A 20,447-nucleotide genomic window follows, 5' to 3' on the forward strand; every position below is an offset into this window, starting at 1 on the left:
AGTGTGCTTTTTTTCGGTGGTCTTGTTGAACTTAACTTGTATCTGGCTAAATAAGTAATCTTGATGATTGATTTTGCCTTGTAAATTTAGCATGAAATCAATTATGAGACTGGAGGATACGTATGAAAAAAATGGACACTAAAAAAAGTTCTGCTAAAGAAGTAGAACTTAAAAAATTTGCCTTTCTTTCAGAAGATGATTTGTATAAGGCCCTAGGTTCTTCAAATCAGGGAATTTCTGAAGAGGAAGCTGAAAAAAGATTGGAGAAATATGGTCCCAATAAGATTGATGCAGAAAAACCAACTCCTGCCTGGCTTCTATTTTTAGAGTCCTTTAAAGATCCTTTTGTCTTTGTGCTTGCAGGCTTGATGGTCGTATCAATGCTTACAGATGATTTTCAAGCAGCCTTCATCATGGCCGTTATGATTCTTGCCAGTTCAACCATATCTTTTGTTCAGGAATATCGCTCGCAAAAGGCGAGTCTCAAATTAAAAATTCTGATTGAAAATACCTGTGCTGTTACTCGTAACGGGGAAACCAAGGAAATTCCGATGGATAATGTTGTTCCAGGAGACATTGTGACTCTTGCTACTGGGGATATGATTCCTGCCGATGCTCGTCTTATCTGGGCCAAGGACCTCTTTATCAATCAATCATCTTTGACAGGTGAATCTCTGCCGGTTGAAAAATTTGTAAATCCAGGATTTAAATCTGAATCAGATGGTTCAGCAATTGATATGAAAGACTTGGTCTTTACTGGAACTGATATCCTAAGTGGACAAGGTAAGGCAATTATCTTAAAAACAGGTCAAAGTACTTTCTTTGGTGATATCGCCCTAAATGCTACTAAAAAACGTGGTAAAACATCATTTGACAGTGGCCTTTACCGAGTTAGCCAACTTCTTCTTAGGATGTCACTCATTCTTTTCCCAGTTGTTCTCTTAATCAATGGGGTGACAAAGGGTGATTGGTCAGAGGCCTTCTTCTTTGCTATCGCCGTAGCAGTGGGTCTAACACCTGAGATGCTTCCAATGATTGTAACAAGTAATCTGGCTAAGGGTGCAATGACACTTTCAAAGGAAAAGGTTATTGTTAAGGAACTTCCTTCTATCCAAAATCTCGGGAGTATGGACGTTCTTTGTACCGATAAGACAGGAACTATCACAGAAGACCGAGTGGTTTTGGTTCAACATTTGAATCCTCTTGGTGAAAACAATGATGATGTCCTAGACCTTGCCTTCCTAAACTCTTCTTATCAAACAGGTTGGAAGAATCTGATGGATGTAGCTGTAATCAACTATTATGATGAAACAGCCCGCAAGGAACCATTTACTAATGTTGAAAAAATAGATGAAATTCCCTTTGATTTCTCACGCCGCCGTTTGACTGTTGTTATCAAGGCTGATGGTCATCAGCTGATGATCACAAAAGGTGCTGTTGAAGAGATGGAAAGTATCTGTTCTCATGTAGAAATTAATGGAGAAACTGTTCCCCTAACTGATAAGCTCAAAAATCAAATGCGTAAGCTAAATACTGAGCTTAACGAAAAGGGTATGCGTGTCATTGCTGTAGCCATCAAAAAAGATGTCCATGATAATGCTGTTTATTCAGTAGCTGATGAAAAAGAGATGGTTCTTGTTGGATTTATGGGCTTCCTTGATCCAGTTAAAGAATCTGCAAAAACTGCTATTTCATCCCTTCATGATCACGGAGTTGCCGTTAAAGTTCTAACCGGTGACAATGAAATCGTTGCTAAGAAGGTCTGCCGTGATGTGGGTATTGCTGCTGATAACTACCTTCTTGGTTTAGACATTGATAGCATGAGCCAGGATGAACTTGCTGAAAAGGCAAGGACAGTCAACCTGTTTGCCAAACTTAATCCCATGCAAAAATCTCGGATTATCGAAGCCATTAAGGCAGATAATCACACAGTTGGATTTATGGGAGATGGGATTAATGATGCACCAGCCCTTAGGACAGCTGATGTCGGTATCTCAGTTGATACCGCAGCAGATATCACCAAAGATGCGTCTTCAATCATCCTTCTTGAAAAGAGCCTAAATGTTGTTGATACAGGTGTACTTGAAGGTCGCAAGGTCTTTAGTAACATGATGAAATACATCAAAAATACCCTAAGCTCAAACTTTGGTAATGTATTTTCAATTCTTGTTGCATCTGCCTTCCTTCCTTTCCTACCAATGCTTTCAATGCAGCTACTTATTCAAAACCTTGTTTATGATATGGCCCAACTTACTATCCCTTGGGATAATGTAGATGATGAAGAACTTGATACACCAGTTAAATGGCAAATTAAGGGGCTCCTTAAATTTACCATCTGTATTGGTCCTATCAGTAGTATCTTTGATATTATAACCTTCATCGTTTTATGGTTTGTCTTTGGTCTTAATACAGTTGCCCAACAAGGAAGCTTCCAAGCTGGATGGTTCATGGTTGGTCTAACTACTCAAACCTTGGTAATGCATGTTATTCGTACTAAAAAGATTCCATTTGTTCAAAGTATGGCATCTCTACCAGTATGTTTATCAAGTATTGCAGCCATTGGAGTAGGACTTGTAATTCTTCTTACACCAATCCATAAGGCCTTTGATTTTGGTGAACTACCTACTGGTTACTGGCCATGGTTCTTTGCCATTGTTATAGGATATGTCCTTGTAACCCAACTTGTTAAAAAACTTTATATTAAGCTTGGTAATGAGTGGTTATAAAAATAAAAAGAGCTAGCACAGGCTAGCTCTTTTTTATATGTAGATTAGATATATGTACAAAAAAATCAGCCGAAGCTGATTTTTTTTATGAATGTAGTACCTGTTGTAAGAAGGTTTGTAGCCTTGGATGTTTAGGATGGTCGAAAATCTCATCAGGTGTTCCATCTTCAAGGATAACACCACCATCAGTAAAGAGAACGCGATTGGCAACCTTACGGGCAAATCCCATTTCATGGGTAACAATCAACATGGTCATCCCTTGTTTAGCAAGATCTTGCATAACATCAAGTACATCTCCAACCATCTCTGGGTCAAGGGCACTAGTAGGCTCATCAAAGAGCATGATATCAGGATTCATAGCAAGAGCACGAGCAATAGCTACACGCTGTTTTTGCCCACCTGATAGTGATTCGGGCATATCATCTTTTTTATCAAGTAGACCAACTGTATCAAGAAGTTCATTTGCTTTTTTACGAGCATCTTCAAGACTCATCTTCTTAAGTTCCACAGGAGCATAAGTAATGTTATCAATAACAGTCATGTTAGGGAAAAGGTTGAAATGCTGGAATACCATACCAACATTTTGCCTTACCTGGTTGAAATCAGTTTGCTTGTCTGACAAGTCAAAATCATCAACAACGACAGAACCACTTGTTATTTTTTCAAGACCATTTAAGGTTCTTAAGAAGGTTGATTTTCCAGATCCAGAAGGGCCGATGATACAAACAACATCCCCTTCATAGAACTTAGCATCAATCCCTTTTAAGACTTCATTTTTACCATATTTTTTATGCAAGTCATTGACATCAATTTTTAATTTTGACATTATTTCATTTTCCTCTCTAATCTTCTTGCGAAGCGGATAAGGGCGTAGATTACAATTAGGTAGATGATTGCTATAATTCCATATACTTTAAATGATTGGAAGTTACGGGCAACAATGATTTTACCTGTTTGTAGAAGTTCAACCAGACCAATTGCACTAATGATAGTTGTATCTTTAAGGGTAATGATAAACTGGTTGACAAGACTTGGAATGGTAATTTTAACAGCTTGCGGAAGGATTACGCGACGCATGGTAGTTCCATAAGATACTCCAAGACTTCGGCTAGCTTCCATTTGACCATTTGGAACTGCCTGAACACCTGAACGGACAATCTCAGCAATGTAGGCTGAAGAGTTAAGGGTAAGGGCAATTGTACCTGCTAGGAAGTCATTTAAAGGACTTGCTTTTCCGGTAATTAACTCAAGTAGGTTAGGGATTCCGTAGAAGATGAAGATGGCAAGAACCATAAGTGGAATACCACGAATTAAGTCAACGTAGATTTCTGTAAAGGTTCTTAGGAATTTACTTGGGCTAACACTGAAGAGTCCAAGAATTATCCCAATGATTGAAGCAAGGATGAAGGATACAACTGCAAGTAGAAGGGTAAGTTCTAAACCTTTTAGAAGTTGTTCCCAGTTATTTTTAAGGATACCAACAACAGTTGATTCATCGACAGATGAGCTGTCTGTACTTGTTGATTCACCCACATAGGTATTAAGAATTTTGTCATATTCACCGCTTGCCTTAAGTTGAGCAAGTCCATTGTTGAACATTTCAATCAATTCAGGATTTTGTCCTTTTTTAACAGCAAATCCGTACTCACCAATTTTTTCTGGTTCAATTGGTGTAGCAAATTTCTTACCTTGCTTGATGGCATATTTAACAACAGGCTCATCATCCATGAAGGCGTCGATACTTGCAGTATTTAAGCTTTCATACATGGTATCGGCTGTGTCAAAGACCTTAATCTTGTAACCATATTTATCTTGATTTTTTTCCAAGAAGTCTTGTGAAGCAGTACCGTTTTTAACACCGATTGTCTTATCTTTTAGATCTTCATAAGACTTGATTGACTTGTTGCTGTCTTTAACAGCAACAGTTGCATTAGCTGTAAAATATGGATCTGAGAAATCAAATACCTTCTTACGTTCGTCAGTAATTGACATACCTGCAATCATACCATCAGCCTGGCTGGCAAGGGTTTGGTCAACAGCTGTCTGGAAACCAACGAAGTTCATTTTTAGGTTGAAACCTTGGTTCTCAGCAATAGCATTTAGTAGGTCAACGTCGATTCCGACATATTTTTTACTAGAGTCCTGGAACTCAAAGGGAGCAAAGAGGCTGTCACTTGAAATATTATAAAGGCTCTTTACAGGAGTAGCCTTTTTAGCTACCTCAGTATCCTCTTTGGCTACATATTTAGCAACAATTGCATCATAACCACCATTTGCCTTAAGTTCAGCAAGAGATGTGTTAAATTCTTTGATTAAATCAGGGTTAGTTCCTTTTTTAACGGCGAAACCATAATTTCCAACTTGTTCAGCTGGCATATTAATAGCAAGATCTTGTCCTTGTAGGGCAGTGTAAGCAAGAACTGGTTTTTCGTCCATGATGGCATCAACGTCACCAATTTTTAGGCTGTCAAGCATTTGTGAAGCTTCATTGAAGCTCTTGATCTTATAACCATACTCTTTTTCGTGCTTGGTAATAAATTCTTGAGCAACCGTGCTATTTTTAACACCGACTGTCTTACCTTTAAGTTGGCTGTAAGATGTGATTGGCTTTGCCTTGGTTGTTGCAATTACAATTTCAGATTTGTAGTAAGGATCTGAGAAGTCAAATGTTTTTTTACGTTCATCAGTAATTGACATGCCGGCTATAACACCGTCAACTTTTCCAGAAAGTAGGGAATTAAGGGCTGCATCGAAACCTGGGAAACTTAAGTCCATATCCCAATTGTTCATTTGAGCAATCTTATTAATTAAATCAACGTCAATACCCTCATATTTTTTATCTGAATTTTGAAACTCAAAGGGAGCATTGGTCGAGTCACTAGCAATTTTAACTTTTTTTTCATCAGCACTTGCTGTAAATGCTGAAAAAAATGAAATTAAAAGCGTTATAACAACTAAAAACTTTTTATTCATTTTGTCCTCCAAACTTTTATGTGCCTATTATATCAAAAAAAAAAGTATATGTCACAATTTCTGACATATACTAATGATATTTTACCAACTTTTTATTTGGTGATTGTTACTTCCTTACCACTTAGGCTAATTCCTTGAGGAACCTTCCAATCAACATTAGGTACATTGGCTGATAAGTCCTTCATCATCTCCCTGTAGACATCAAGAGCTACCTCTAATTTTTGCCCGTAGAGTGGAATCATTCTATTAGCATAACCGGTCCAGACGGCCATTGAATAATTGGTAGTGTAGCCGACAAAGTTTTCATCAGGGGCGACAGTTTCCCCGTAGCTGATATATTTGCCGTAATCAGCTAGGACTTGGTTGATTTGGCTGTCATTATAGTTACTTGTCCCGGTCTTACCTGCCTGGTAGAGGCCTGGGATATAACCATTGGTCATGGTACCACCAGTTATAACATCCTTTAAGATGCTGGTCATGGTATAGGCTGTAGTTTCCTTCATGGCCCTTGTCTGAACAGGACTTGTGACTTTTTCCTGACCATCATCAGTAACAATCTTAGTTACATAATAAGGCTTGGTATAGATACCACCACTTGCCATGGCAGCGTAAGCTGCGGCCATTTTTTCAGAACTTGCTCCGTATTCATTCCCTGCTTCTTGGGTGTTACTTGAGATACTGTTTGAGTAGACGATACTTGGAGAAAAGTGGATACCAAGGCCATTTACGAAGTCATTTGCCTTGGTTAGGCCAACGCTTTCAAGAGTTTTAATGGCAGGAATATTTCTTGACTGTACAAGAGCCTGTCTGACTGTCATTTGACCATAATACCTACGGTCCCAGTTGTAGACGGGATCATTTGTCCCAGGCCAATTATAAGGGGCATCATTGATTGTCTTTTTGGTCGTATTGTAAATACCGTATTCAAAGGCTGGTCCGTAATCGACAAGGGGTTTCATGGTTGATCCCCAATCTCGGTCGGTATTAACAGCCTGGTTGTTCCCAAAGACTGTACCTTCAGGAACTTTTCTTCCCCCGATTTGAGCAACTACAGCACCACTTTTAACGTCAGTAACGGTTGAGGCCACTTGCATGTCATCATCTGGGAAATTAACATAGTCATCACTATTCACAATGTCATAGAGACGTTGTTGGGCATTGCTGTCGACTGTTGTATAAACCTTAAGCCCATCTGTCATAACATCTTGCCCGGTTGTTTCTTGGACCTCTTCAATGGCCTGCTTGATGAAATTATCGAGATAACTTGGAACACTTACTGATGGTTTAAGCTGCTGCAAGCCATCGGTAATAGGAGTGTTAATGGCATTATCATAATCTTCTTGGGATATCTTCTTGTACTTGAGCATGGAAGCTAAAACCACATTCCTTCGGAGGGTAGCGTCCTCTGGATTGGTATAGGGATTGTATCCATTTGGTGACTGGGGCATACCGGCTAAAAGGGCTGTTTGAGCCAGGTTTAAATCTTTTAGTTCCTTACCATAGTAGGCAAGAGAAGCTGTCCGCATTCCGTAGTAACCATTGGCCATGAATACCTTGTTGATGTAGAGGGTTAGAATCTCTTCCTTAGATTCCTTTCTTTCCAGCTGAACGGCCAACCAGGCTTCTTGGGCCTTTCTCTTAATTGTCTGGTCAGTCTTATTGGTTGAAAAATAAGATAGTTTGATCAGCTGCTGGGTAAGGGTTGACCCCCCTTGGGTTGTTCCGCTTTTAGCATTGTGGAGAAAGCTTCCAAAAATCCTGACAGGGTCAACTCCCCGGTGGTTGAAGAAGCGGTGGTCCTCAATTGATGTAATAGCATTGACCAAGGTTATGGGAATATCCTTGGTGGTAATTAAATCCCTTTTTTCTGTTCCAAGATTTGCAATAACCTGTCCATCTTTATCGTATATAATAGAAGAGGAGTGGCTTTCTAATTTACTTATGTCAAGTTCAGGTGCCGTTCTTGCATAGTAGACAAAGAGAGAAGAAGCTGCTATAAAGCCTACGATGAAGAGGGATATTCCAGCTATTAAAATATATTTTAATGCCTTCCAGTACTTCTGATTTATTTGTTTCTTTGGTGTCTTCCCTCTCTTTAATCGGGTTTTAATAATTTTTTTTCCTTGATTAGCCATTTACTTTTCTCCTAAATAATACTTGTTTATAACTTCCAAGTAGGGAACTCTTGGGATGCCGCTCATTTCAATTTGATGCCCATGCCTTTTAATATATTTTATAGGTAGGGATTTATTAGTTCCATGTTCTTTATAATAGTCAATTAAAAATTTTGAATCAAGAAAATAGGTTTCGTAAAGAGCCGAAAAATGCAGCAAAACAAAGGATATTCCCCCCTGCCTTAAGACCTGATCCATATGTTCAAGTTGGTGGTCATGAAAATTTTTCATGGGGAACATGGTTTTTTGTTTGCTTTCCTTGGCCTCAAAGTCAAGATACTTGCCCTGATAAACACCTGAATAGTCGGTGGTAGAAGCTTGCCTGAAATAAGCTTCAGTTATCTTGGCCTTACTTCTTTTGGGGTAATCAACCTTGACAATCTGAATGGGGGTTGGCCTCTTGTGGACAACAGCAATCTTGCGGCTCAAGTAGTAGTCGTTACTTGCATTGATCTCAGTTTCAAAGTTCATTCCGCGGTTGGCAAAATTTACTTTTTTTTCTGCTGGTTTTTTATTTTCTAAAATTCTTTGCCTTCTAATTCCGTTTGGATAATTAATCATAGTCAATCCTTCAAGTCAGATGATATTAAATTTGCTAAAAGACATCTGACGCAGTTATAATATTATATCATAAGTAGAAATAATTTGGGATGATAAAATATATGAAGAGTATACTAGTGTGTGGCTACAAGGATTTTGAGCTGGGAATTTTTAAGGATAATGACCAGAAAGTTTCTTTGATTAAGGCAGTTATTAGGAAAAAGTTATTAAATTTAATTGACCAGGGTGTTGAATGGTTTATTTTTGGTGGTAATAAGGGCTTTGAATTTTGGGTTTTAGAGATTGTAAATGAGCTGAAGGAAGAATATGACCTAAAAACGGCCAGTATATTTGCCTTTGAGAATCACGGTGAATCATGGAATGAGGCAGCTAAGAGTAAACTTGCGTTGTTTAAGGGAGCTGACTATATTAGCTATGCCTATAATCACTATGAAAATCCTGGTCAATTCAAGGAGTATAATAAATTTCTTTTAAGTCATACGGATGGAATCTTTTGTTTTTATGATTCTGAAAATCCCAATAATTTAAAATATTTGTTTGCCTTGATTGAAGAAGCAGATGATTACTACCAATTGTCCTTAAGTTTTGATGACCTTAATGAGGCCTATGACGAAATCTTAGGTAATGATTATTAAGCTTGAAAGGACGTGTTCTTTTTGATAAAATCAAGAACAGAGAAATGATAGAGGAGAGTTAGCATGACCAAATATAAATTCACACCAAAAGATATTTTTGAGCAACATTTTGACCGTAAAATGAGGGGTTATGATCCAGATCAAGTTGATTTAATGCTTGATGATGTAATCCGCGATTACGAAAGCTTCCAGGATGAGATTTTAGCCCTTAGGGAAGAAAATGAATTCTTGCGTTCAAAACTTGCTAATGCCGAAAAGCAAGCAAGTCCTAACCCAGCTGATTTTGGGGATACAAAAAGGATTGAACCTGTCGAAGTTGTTAAAGCTACTCAAGAGGTCAAGGCTGCTCCTAAGGCTGAAAAATATCAAGAGGGTTCAAATTTTGATGTCTTAAAACGTTTGTCAAGGCTTGAACTTGCGGTCTTTGGACCTAAGACTGAGGAAAACTAACTCTGACAAGCACCAATAATTTACTTGAAGTATGTTACCTAATTTGCTATAATTAGGGGGCAATTTTCGGATAATCGCGCTGGTTTTAACCGGTGAGGAAAGTCCATGCTCGCACGGGCTGAGATGCCCGTAGTGTTTGTGCCAGGTGAAACAATAAGCCTGGGGACGAAAGTTACGGCTGGGAAATTGGCTAAGTTTTGATATGCCAAGATTACCTATAAAAGTGCCAAAGAGACGAGTTTAGCTGGAAACGGCTAAAGTGGAACGTGGTAAACCCCTCAAGCGAGCAACCCAAACTTTGGTAGGGGCACTTGTCAAGCGGAATTGAACGTACGACGAGGTCATTATGACAGACAGATGATTATCGAAGGTGTAAGTACCTGCTTACACTGGAACAAAACATGGCTTATAGAAAATTGTCTTCAGGGGGTGGCTGGGTTTTACTCAGCCGCCTTTTAAAATTAGAAGAGAGATAGATAGAGATAAAATGGAAAAATTTAATTTAGTGGCTACTTGTGCAGCTGGGATTGAGGCACTGGTATCAAGGGAGTTACGGGACCTTGGAATTGAAAATAAAATTGATGAAAATTCAAGGGTTTTATTTTCAGGGAGCAAGGAAACAATTGCCAAGGCCAACTTATGGCTTAGGACAGCTGATAGAGTAAAGATTATCGTTGGTGAATTTGAAGCTCATACCTTTGAAGAACTCTTTCAAGGAGTTTTGGCCCTCGATTGGGGTGCTTACCTGCCCTTAGGCTACGCCTTTCCCATTACCAAGGCCAAGGCTGTAAAATCGACCCTCCACAATGAGCCAAGTATTCAGGCCATTACTAAGAAGGCTGTTGTTAAGAAGTTACAGAAGATTTTTCACAGGCCTGATGGGGTTCCTTTGATTGAAAATGGACCAACTGTTCCAATTGAAGTGAGCCTACATAAGAACAAGGCCACTATCTTGATTGATACGAGTGGTGAAAGTCTCTTCAAACGTGGTTACAGGGTTGATAAGGGGGGAGCTCCCATTAAGGAAAATATGGCAGCTTCAATCATCATGCTGACCAACTGGCGGGCTAATATGAAGCGTCCCTTCGTTGATCCAACTTGTGGTAGTGGAACCTTTCCAATTGAGGCAGCCATGATTGCAAGGAATATTGCACCAGGCCTTAAGAGATCATTTATTAGTGAAGAGTGGGCTTGGTTTGGCCAAGATGTTTACAGTAAGGCTCGAATTGAAGCCCGTAAGGCAATCAATGATGAAATTGAACTTGATATTTCAGGCTTTGACATTGACTTTAGGATGGTTGAAATTGCTAAAGAAAATGCCAAGAAGGCAGGAGTTTATGCTGACATAAACTTTAAGCAGATGCGAGTCCAAGATTTCCGCACTGATAAGTTCGATGGGGTTATTGTTTCAAATCCACCATACGGAGAGCGTCTTTTAAAATTTGAAGATGTCAAGGTCTTATACAAGGAAATGGGAGAAGTTTTTAGACCCCTTGTTACCTGGAGTAAATACATCTTGACCAGTGATTTAATGTTTGAAGAAAAATACGGAGCAAAGGCAACTAAGAAGCGTAAACTTTACAATGGAACTTTGAGGGTTGACCTTTATCAATACTTTGGTAAGAGGATATGACGAAAAAGGATTTTAAGGAAGAAGAAGTTAAAAAAGCTGGATTTACTCCAGACCATGAAGCTCCACATGCTGACCTTGCTAGTAAGAGCCAGGATGATTCTAAGGCTAAACTAGATAAGAAGAAGGTCGAGCAGGTTCTTGATTTTGGTGAAATTTCAGACATGACCATTGAAGAGATTCAAGATAAGGTTAGGGCTGGTGAAGAAGCTCAGGCTAGAAATGAATCCCTCCTTGATGCCTACATTAGGGAAAATCGTTTTGAGATTGAAAAAAATAAAAAAATTCGCAAGGAAGAATTAATTCCCCAAGAACTTTTAAAGGCCCGTGAGGAACTTGTAGCAAAGGCAGTTCAATTGGCTGAAAATCTTGACCAATTAGATGCCAAAATTGAAGCTGAAGAGATTGAGCTGGCTAAAAAGGAAGAAGAAGTTTTAGAAAAGTCAGAGACCTTATCTGATTCTACAGAATCCGCTGAATCTAGTGAAAATGAAGCAGGAATTATCTCAGAACAATCCCCAGCGGCTAGTAAGGAAGAAGCTAGACAAGAGAAAATTGTACAAGAGGAAGCTCAAGAAAAGATTCAGAGCGATGAGCAAGTAGAAGACTCATCTCAGGCACATAAGCAGGACCAACAGGATCAGAAAGATGACTTTGACCAAATTATCCTTGATGATGGTGAAGCTACTTTAGCAGCTGATTCAAAGGCGGAAGTTGAACCTAATTTTACACCCAACAAGGAAACTCCTACCAAGTTAGCCCCCAAGCCATCAGCTACAAAGTTGGTTTACTTAAGCCTTTTGGCTGTCCTTGTTTTAGGCGGAGCCTTCCTGGCTAAAAATCAGTATGACCACCATCAAAAGCTTGTCCTTGAACAAAAGGAGCAGGCTGCAAAAGATGAGGATCTCAAAAAACGGGAAGCGTCATTTGATACCCTATTTGCTAGTTTTTATACTGATAAGAACAAGGATGCCCTTAAAAATTCTAGCCTGTCAAATTATGATAATCTAGTTAAGGATCTTGATTCAGTCAAAGATAGTAGCAAGTATGCTAGCTATCAAACAGAAGTGTCTGATTTAAAGGCTCAAATTACTTCACTAGATGAGATTAATTCTAAGTTTCAAACAGATGTCATCAGTGATGGGAAGGTCAATCAAGATGCTAAGGTTAAGGATGGAGCTGACTTTAATATTAATAAGTCAAATCTAGCTAGCTTAAATCAGGCCATCGACAGTGCTATAGCCCTTGGTAAAAATCAACAGGCAGAAGCTGCTCAAAAGGCTGAGGAAGCCCGCAAGGCAGAAGAGGCAAAACAAGCTGAAGAAGCTCGTAAGGCAGAAGAAGCAAAACAAGCAGCGGCAGCTCAAGCGGCAGAAGCTAGTAAGGCCCAGGCGAATGCTGGTGCAAATTCAGGCTCGTCAGAAGCTGCAACAAGCCCTAAGGTTGATCAAGATTCCCTCTCTCGTGTTCCTATAAACCAAGCAGCAATTGCTGATACAAGTAATCCTGCTTGGACTTGGAAGGCTGGTGTACTTGACAATGTTCTTAATATTTCAAGGCAAAGGGGATACTTTGAAGGTGATAACTACTACATCAAGCCAGTCAATATTATAAACGGTAATGGCTACTATAACCTGTACAAATCTGATGGAACCTACCTATTCTCGATTAACTGTAAAACTGGTTACTTCTTTGGTAATGCATCAGGTCATGCCCTTGACTATTAAATCTTTATAATAAACATGTAAATTAAATAGATGTTCGTAAACTACCAATATTCATTGGTAGTTTTTTGATTTACTCCTTGACTAACCAGGTCTTTTCCCTGATAATAGTAGTATCAAATTAATAGTAGGAGAAAAAATGTTAGAACGTTATACTCGCCCAGAGATGGGAGCAATTTGGACTGAGGAAAACAAGTACCGTGCGTGGCTTGAAGTTGAAATCTTAGCTGATGAAGCCTGGGCTGAACTTGGTGAAATTCCAGTGGAAGATGTGGTGAAAATTCGTGAAAATGCAGACTTTGATCTCAACCGAATCCTTGAAATTGAAAAAGAAACCCGCCATGACGTTGTAGCATTTACCCGTGCTGTTTCTGAAACCCTTGGTGAAGAAAGAAAGTGGGTTCACTATGGTTTAACTTCAACTGATGTAGTTGATACAGCCTATGGCTACCTTTATAAGCAAGCAAATGATATCATTAGACAAGACCTTGAAAACTTTCTGCAAATAATTGCAAACAAGGCTCGTGAGCACAAGCATACTGTCATGATGGGACGGACCCACGGGGTTCATGCTGAACCAACAACCTTTGGTTTGAAACTTGCTACCTGGTACTCTGAGATGAAACGTAATATTGTTCGCTTTGAGACAGCTGCCCGTGGTGTTGAAGCTGGAAAAATTTCAGGAGCCGTTGGAACCTTTGCCAATATTCCGCCATTTGTTGAAGCTTATGTCTGTGACAAATTAGGAATCCGTGCCCAAGAGATTTCAACTCAAGTTTTACCGCGTGATTTACATGCTGAATACTTTTCAACCCTTGCTATTATTGCAACAAGTATTGAGAGGATGGCAACTGAAATTCGTGGACTGCAAAAATCAGAACAACGTGAGGTTGAGGAATTCTTTGCTAAAGGGCAAAAGGGATCATCAGCCATGCCTCATAAGCGTAACCCAATCGGGTCTGAGAACATGACAGGTCTTGCCCGTGTCGTCCGTGGACATGCCGTGACTGCTTACGAGGATATTCCCCTTTGGCACGAACGTGACATCTCTCACTCATCAGCTGAGCGTATTATTGCACCAGACACAACCATCCTTGTTGATTACATGCTGACCCGTTTTTCAAATATTGTTAAAAACCTAACAGTATTCCCAGAAAATATGCGTCGTAATATGGATGCAACCTTTGGTCTAATCTATAGCCAGCATGTGATGCTCACCTTAATTGAAAAAGGAATGACCCGTGAAGAGGCTTATGACTTGGTTCAACCAATGACAGCAAGAAGTTGGGATGAGCAGATTATGTTTAGACCCCTTGTTGAAGGTAGCAAAAAGGTTCGTGAGTATCTGACTGATGAGGATATTGACGCAGCCTTTGATTACAACTATCACCTCAAACGTGTTGATGAAATTTTTGAAAGAGTTGGACTTTAAAAAATGCTTTTAAGCATTTTTTATTTCTATAGAATTAGGAGAATGTATGACATTAAAGATAGGATTATTAGGTTTTGGAACAGTGGCACAAGGCCTGCCCTACCTACTAGAAGAAAATAAGAGTAAGATCGAGCAAGCAATTGGTGACTCCCTTGAAATTAGTAAGATTTTTGTCAGAGAGGAGAAGAAAATTAGCCTGGAAAAAGACTTCCCCTTTAACTTTGTTACAGATATTGATCACATTATCCAAGATGATGACATTGATCTAGTAATTGAGCTTCTTGGCCGAATTGAGCCAGCTAAAACCTTTATCGAAAGGGCCCTTGAGGCTAAAAAGCATGTCGTTACAGCCAACAAGGATCTTTTGGCCCTCCATGGTCCAGAATTAACGGATTTAGCAGAGAAAAACGGTGTCTTCCTTTATTATGAGGCAGCTGTAGCAGGAGGAATTCCCATCCTAAGAAGCCTTGCTGATAGTTTTAATGGGGACAAGATTACAAGGCTTCATGGAATCATTAACGGAACCAGTAACTTTATGATGACCAAGATGGTTGATGAGGGATGGTCTTATGAGAAGGCTCTTGAAAGGGCTCAAGAACTTGGCTTTGCTGAAAGTGACCCAACAAATGATGTTGATGGAATTGATGCGGCCTATAAGCTTGTAATTTTAAGTCAATTTGCCTTTGGTATGACCATTGATATTAATCAGGTAAGTAAGGCTGGAATCAGAAATATCAGTCCTGATGATGTGGCAACTGCTAGCAAGCTTGGTTATGTGATTAAGCTTTTGGGTACCATTGAAGAGGTTGAAAGTGGTCTATTTGCAGAAGTTAGTCCCGTCTTTCTGCCCAAGAATCATGCCCTAGCAAGTGTAAACAATGAAATGAATGCTGTCTTTGTGGAAAGCATTGGTATTGGACAAAGCATGTTTTACGGGCCTGGTGCAGGTCAAAAGCCAACTGCAACAAGCGTTATGTCAGATGTGATTAATATTGGTCAAAGGCTTAATCAAAAGGCTGAAATCAGAGCCTTTAATAGCTTTAAACGCCAAACTGTTTTAGCCAATCAAGAGGATGTATCTGGTATGTACTATTTCGCCCTTGATGTGGCTGATAAAAAGGGACAAATGCTTAAGTTATCAGAGATTTTTAATGACCTTGACATCAGCTTTGACCAAGTTAGCCAGCAAAAATCTGATCACGACCGGGCACGAGTGGTAATCATCACCCATGAAATGACCAGAAAGCAACTTTTTGCAGTCGTTGATGAATTAAAGTCTGTCAAGGATTTTGAGCTTTTAAATACCTTTAGGGTCTTAGGAGAGTAAGAATGAAGATAATTGTACCAGCAAGTTCAGCAAATATTGGTCCAGGCTTTGACTCTGTCGGGCTGGCCCTTGATTTGTATCTGGAAATAGAAGTTTTAGAAAAAAGTGATCAATGGCTTGTCGAGCATGACTTGGGAGCTTTCATCCCCCAGGATGAAAACAACCTTCTTGTGGCATCAGCCCTTAAGGTCGCAGGTGATTTAAAGCCCCATCATCTTAGGATGACTAGTGCCATCCCTCTAGCCCGTGGACTTGGCTCAAGCTCTTCAGTTATTGTGGCAGGAATTGAGCTTGCTAATCAGCTGGCTAATTTAAGATTGAGCCCTGATGATAAGATAGATCTAGCCACAAAAATTGAAGGACATCCTGATAATGTGGCTCCAGCCATTTTAGGTAATTTGGTAGTGGCTTCGACTGTTGATAATAAAACAACTGTTGTAGCATCTGATTTCCCAGATGCAGCCTTTGTGGCCTTCATCCCAAATTATCAACTGCTAACAGCTGATAGCCGTGGTGTTCTACCTGAAGATTTATCTTATAAGGAGGCTGTAGCCGCAAGTTCGATTGCAAATGTTGCTATCGCAGCTCTTTTAAAGGGCGATTTGCTTAAGGCAGGAGCGATGATCGAGTCAGACCTTTTCCACGAAAAATACCGCAGACCCCTGGTCAAGGAATTTTCACAAATCAGGAAACTGGCCCACAAACATGAAGCCTATGCTAGCTACCTTAGCGGAGCAGGGCCAACAGTTATGGTTATTTGCCCGAGAGACAAGGAAGCTCTCCTGGTCGCAGACCTTGAAAAACTCAACTTAGATGGTGAAATCTTATCCCTCAATGTTGATTCTAAAGGAGTTCGCTGTGTCCTCTAATAAAGAACTTCAAGAGAAAAATGTAAATAAGGAAAATTACAGCAAGAAGGATTTGGGTATTCTTCTTGCTGTAATTTGTCATGTGTCATGGGGTTTGTTATCTCTTTTTTGGAAACTTCTTGGCAATATTAATTCCCTGGATGTTTTTAGTTACCGTATCATATCGACCCTGGTAAGCATGAGTCTTTATTTTTTTATAAGTGGTGGCCTTAAGCGGCTCAAGCATGAGCTTTGGACCCTTTTTGCTAATAAAAAACAGCTTGTGATTATGTTTTGTGCCAGTATTTTTATCGCCATTAATTGGCTGATTTATATTTATGCCGTAGCAAGTAATCAGGCATCAGCCGCAAGCCTTGGATATTATATCAATCCGCTCATCTCAGTCCTTTTGGCCCTTATTTTCTTTAAGGAGTCCCTGAGTCGTTATACCAAATTTTCAATCTTTCTAGCCCTAGGAGGAGTCTTACTTTTAACCATTCAAAATGGAAGCCTGCCCCTTATTTCAATTATTTTGCCCTTATCCTTTGCCTTTTATGGCCTTGCAAAAAAATTTACCAACCTTTCTAGTGATGTTTCCATGTTTGTTGAAAGTCTCTTCCTGTCACCTCTTGTAATTACCTACCTTTTATTTTTCAGTAAATCAAATCCCCTTAATTACACCAGCCTTGAAATTACCTGCCTGGCCTTATCTGGAGTGATAACAGCCATACCCCTTCTCCTATTTTCTCAGGCTGTAAAGCTTGCCCCCTTCAATATTATCGGATTTATCCAGTATTTAAGCCCGACCATCCAGCTTTTAATCGCCCTCTTTGTCTTCAAGGAGCCGCTTAAGCCTGGTGATTTACATGGATTCATTTTGATTTGGCTTTCGATTTTAATTTTTTCTTATGGTCAAGTTAGGGATATGAGGAAACTTAGGCTCAAGGATTAGGGAGAGCTACAGCAAATTTCTTCCGTAAATTCTTTCTAAGGACCTGCTAGTCCTTTAGGAAAGATGGGGTTTATGTTAAAATTAGTAGGATAGAGATATCTTTATTTATAATTTATAGAAGAGAGATGGATAATGATTGAAAAGAGTAAGGTTGTTGAAAATCTAGCTGGAATAGACATAAGAATTGATGAAAATTTAAGTAAGTATACCTTTACCAAGGTGGGCGGACCGGCAGACTTTCTTGTCTTCCCTAAAGATGAGGTTGAGCTTCAAAGAATCCTTGAATTTTCAGGAGAATATGAGCTTCCCTTCCTGGTTTTAGGTAATGCCAGTAATTTGATTGTCAGAGATGGCGGAATTAGAGGTTTTGTCATTCTACTCGAGAAGATGAATCAGGTTAAGATTGAAGGTTATGTCATTGAGGCTCAGGCTGGTGCCATTCTTACAGAAGTTACCAAGCTTGCCCTTGATCATTCCTTGACTGGTTTTGAGTTTGCCTGTGGTATTCCAGGAAGTATTGGCGGTGCGGTCTTTATGAATGCAGGTGCTTACGGGGGTGAGATTTCAAACATCCTAGCTTCATGTAAGGTCATGACAAAAGATGGTCAAATTATAACCATTGCAGGGGAAGATATGAACTTTGCCTACCGTCATACTATCTTACAGGATAAGGATTACATCTGCCTGTCAGCCAAATTTAGCCTGACTGCTGGAGATCATGAGATTATTAGAGAAGAGATGCTTAGGTTGAATGGTTTACGTGAGGCCAAGCAGCCCCTTGAATATCCAAGTTGTGGCTCAGTCTTCAAGAGGCCACCTGGCTATTTTGCGGGTCAGCTGATTCAGGAAGCAGGGGTTCAGGGTCACAGGATTGGTGGCATTGAGGTTAGCCGTAAGCATGCAGGTTTTATGGTCAATGTGGCTTCAGGAACAGCACGTGACTATGAGGAACTCATTAAATATGTCCAAGAAAAGGTATATGAGACAAGTGGAGTAAGGCTTGAAACAGAAGTTCGAATCTTGGGCCAAAAAGAGATTGGCCAGTAAAATTATAGATTAGGAAGAAAAAATTGACTAAAAATATTATTGAATTTAAAAATGTAAGTAAGGTTTTTGAGGATACAGGAACAGTCGTCTTAAAGGATATAAATTTTGAGCTTGAGGAAGGTAAATTCTACACCCTTCTTGGAGCTTCTGGAAGTGGTAAAACGACCATCTTGAATCTGATTGCAGGTTTTTTAGAGGCGACTAGTGGAGATATTCTTCTTGACGGTAAGAGAATTAATGATATTCCAACCAACAAGCGTGATGTCCATACAGTCTTTCAATCTTACGCTCTTTTCCCGGATAAAAATGTTTTTGATAATGTGGCCTTTCCTTTAAAAATCAGAAAAGTTGCCAAGGATGAGATTGAGCAAAGGGTTACCGAGGCCTTAAAAATGATGCGTCTGACTGGCTATGAAAAAAGAAGTATCCACAAGCTTTCTGGAGGACAAAAGCAGAGGGTAGCCATTGCCCGGGCCATTATTAATGAGCCGCGTGTTATCCTACTTGACGAGCCCCTATCTGCCCTTGACTTAAAACTTAGGACTGAGATGCAGTATGAGCTAAGAACCCTACAACAGCGTCTTGGTATCACCTTTATCTTTGTTACCCATGACCAGGAAGAGGCCCTTGCCATGAGTGATTGGATTTTCATCATGAATGAAGGGGAGATTGTCCAGTCAGGTAGTCCTGTTGATATTTATGATGAGCCCATCAACCACTTTGTTGCGGACTTTATTGGAGAAAGTAATATTGTTGAGGGTCGCATGCTTGAAGACTACCTGGTTGAGTTTAATGGGAAAAAATTCGAGGCAGTCGATGGTGGAATGAGGAAAAATGAGCCAGTTGAGATTGTTATCAGACCAGAAGACCTTCAGTTTACCCTACCTGATGAAGGTAAATTCAATGTCCGAGTTACAACTCAGGTCTTTATGGGTGTTCACTATAAGATTATTGCAGTTGATGATTTAGGCAATGAATGGATGATTCATTCGAGAAGGAAGGCTATTGTTGGAGAGATTATCGGACTTGACTTCGAGCCAGAAGACCTTCACATCATGAGATTTAATGAAAGTGAAGAAGAGTTTGACGCTCGGATTGAAGAGTATGTTGAGGAAGATGAGTTCGATGAGGGAATTGTTGTAGGCCTTGAGGAAGAAGAAGGAGGCGATGATGAAGAAAACGAATAGACTCTTTGCTATTCCTTATTTCATGTGGATTCTTCTCTTTGTAATAGCACCCTTAATTTTGCTAGTTTATCAATCATTTTTTGATATCTCAGGCAAGCTAAGTCTTGATAACTATCGGACTTACTTTACAAGTGCAACCTACTTGCAGATGACCCTAAACTCCGTACTTTATGCAGGGATTATAACCCTTGTAACCCTTGTAATCAGCTATCCGACAGCCTATATCCTAACAAGGCTTAAACACAAGCAACTTTGGCTTATGCTGATTATTTTACCCACCTGGATTAATCTCCTTTTGAAGGCTTATTCCTTCATTGGGATTTTTGGAAAATATGGCTCAGTAAACTCTTTTCTTGAGTTTATAGGCATTGGGTCTCAACAGATTCTATTTACTGACTTTAGCTTTATCTTTGTTGCAGCCTACATTGAAATACCTTTTATGATTCTTCCAATTTTCAATTCCTTGGAAGAAATCGACCATAATCTAATTGATGCAGCCTATGACCTTGGAGCAACAAGGTTTCAAACCTTTAAAAACGTTATCCTCCCCCTATCTGTTCCTGGAATTAAGGCAGGTTTTCAGGCGGTCTTCATTCCAAGCTTGAGTCTCTTCATGCTAACTCGTTTAATCGGAGGAAATAGGGTAATCACTCTGGGTACAGCCATTGAACAAAACTTCCTGGTTACGCAAAACTGGGGCATGGGGGCTACGATCGGAATGGTCTTGATTGTTGCCATGCTTGTTATTGTTTATCTAACACGCGACAAGGAGGTGCACTAG

16 protein-coding genes and 1 other RNA gene are annotated in these 20,447 nt (G+C 39.7%); 13 read left to right on the top strand and 4 right to left on the bottom strand.

Features of this window, described 5'->3' with window-relative positions:
* Positions 1-122 precede the first annotated feature (122 nt).
* Positions 123-2,726, top strand: coding sequence for a magnesium-translocating P-type ATPase (mgtA, locus tag OZX68_02940; GenBank protein ID WEV61199.1), 2,604 nt, complete (start codon positions 123-125; stop codon positions 2,724-2,726).
* Between the two features lie 85 nt (positions 2,727-2,811).
* Here mgtA and OZX68_02945 read toward each other — a convergent pair whose 3' ends face one another.
* The 4 genes from OZX68_02945 to recU all read right to left on the bottom strand — a co-directional run bounded on the left by OZX68_02945 (position 2,812) and on the right by recU (position 8,434).
* Complete coding sequence (locus OZX68_02945; protein WEV61200.1) at positions 2,812-3,552, bottom strand: amino acid ABC transporter ATP-binding protein; 741 nt, start codon at positions 3,550-3,552, stop codon at positions 2,812-2,814.
* Positions 3,552-5,699: an ABC transporter substrate-binding protein/permease gene (locus OZX68_02950; protein ID WEV61201.1), complete on the bottom strand. Its 2,148-nt coding sequence runs from the start codon at positions 5,697-5,699 to the stop codon at positions 3,552-3,554. Before OZX68_02950 ends, OZX68_02945 begins: the two co-directional genes overlap by 1 nt.
* A gap of 92 nt (positions 5,700-5,791) precedes the next feature.
* Positions 5,792-7,834 (bottom strand): PBP1A family penicillin-binding protein, encoded by a 2,043-nt coding sequence (locus tag OZX68_02955; protein ID WEV61202.1) that lies wholly within the window; start codon positions 7,832-7,834, stop codon positions 5,792-5,794.
* The gene (gene recU / locus OZX68_02960; GenBank protein WEV61203.1) at positions 7,835-8,434 is read right to left on the bottom strand and encodes a Holliday junction resolvase RecU; all 600 of its coding nucleotides are present in this window, start codon (positions 8,432-8,434) and stop codon (positions 7,835-7,837) included.
* Between the two features lie 101 nt (positions 8,435-8,535).
* On the opposite strand from recU, the gene OZX68_02965 reads away from it, so the two are divergent.
* From OZX68_02965 to OZX68_03020, 12 genes are all read left to right on the top strand, one after another.
* Positions 8,536-9,069, top strand: a complete 534-nt coding sequence (locus OZX68_02965) for an SLOG family protein (GenBank protein ID WEV61204.1) — start codon at positions 8,536-8,538, stop codon at positions 9,067-9,069.
* A 63-nt stretch (positions 9,070-9,132) separates the two neighbouring features.
* Positions 9,133-9,519, top strand: coding sequence for a DivIVA domain-containing protein (locus OZX68_02970; protein ID WEV61205.1), 387 nt, complete (start codon positions 9,133-9,135; stop codon positions 9,517-9,519).
* 62 nt (positions 9,520-9,581) lie between these two features.
* Positions 9,582-9,933, top strand: an RNA gene (rnpB, locus tag OZX68_02975) — RNase P RNA component class B.
* Positions 9,934-10,006: 73 nt separating this feature from the next.
* Positions 10,007-11,152, top strand: a complete 1,146-nt coding sequence (locus OZX68_02980; GenBank protein ID WEV61206.1) for a class I SAM-dependent RNA methyltransferase — start codon at positions 10,007-10,009, stop codon at positions 11,150-11,152.
* Complete coding sequence (locus OZX68_02985) at positions 11,149-12,876, top strand: cell division site-positioning protein MapZ family protein (GenBank protein WEV61207.1); 1,728 nt, start codon at positions 11,149-11,151, stop codon at positions 12,874-12,876. The genes OZX68_02980 and OZX68_02985 overlap by 4 nt, the downstream gene beginning before the upstream one ends.
* 136 nt (positions 12,877-13,012) lie before the next feature.
* Positions 13,013-14,305 carry an adenylosuccinate lyase gene (gene purB / locus OZX68_02990; protein WEV61208.1) on the top strand — a complete coding sequence of 431 codons (1,293 nt, stop codon included), beginning with the start codon at positions 13,013-13,015 and terminating at the stop codon, positions 14,303-14,305.
* Between the two features lie 46 nt (positions 14,306-14,351).
* Positions 14,352-15,632 carry a homoserine dehydrogenase gene (locus tag OZX68_02995; GenBank protein WEV61209.1) on the top strand — a complete coding sequence of 427 codons (1,281 nt, stop codon included), beginning with the start codon at positions 14,352-14,354 and terminating at the stop codon, positions 15,630-15,632.
* Positions 15,633-15,634: 2 nt separating this feature from the next.
* Positions 15,635-16,501, top strand: coding sequence for a homoserine kinase (gene thrB / locus OZX68_03000; GenBank protein WEV61210.1), 867 nt, complete (start codon positions 15,635-15,637; stop codon positions 16,499-16,501).
* Positions 16,491-17,432, top strand: coding sequence for an EamA family transporter RarD (rarD, locus tag OZX68_03005; protein ID WEV61211.1), 942 nt, complete (start codon positions 16,491-16,493; stop codon positions 17,430-17,432). Before thrB ends, rarD begins: the two co-directional genes overlap by 11 nt.
* A 132-nt stretch (positions 17,433-17,564) precedes the next feature.
* Entirely contained in the window at positions 17,565-18,479 is a 915-nt protein-coding gene (gene murB / locus OZX68_03010) for a UDP-N-acetylmuramate dehydrogenase (protein WEV61212.1), read from the top strand.
* A 23-nt stretch (positions 18,480-18,502) separates the two neighbouring features.
* Complete coding sequence (locus OZX68_03015) at positions 18,503-19,666, top strand: ABC transporter ATP-binding protein (GenBank protein WEV61213.1); 1,164 nt, start codon at positions 18,503-18,505, stop codon at positions 19,664-19,666.
* Positions 19,650-20,447: an ABC transporter permease gene (locus OZX68_03020; GenBank protein ID WEV61214.1), complete on the top strand. Its 798-nt coding sequence runs from the start codon at positions 19,650-19,652 to the stop codon at positions 20,445-20,447. Before OZX68_03015 ends, OZX68_03020 begins: the two co-directional genes overlap by 17 nt.

The sequence above is a fragment of the Streptococcaceae bacterium ESL0729 genome (genome assembly GCA_029391995.1).
Lineage (GTDB): Bacteria > Bacillota > Bacilli > Lactobacillales > Streptococcaceae > Floricoccus.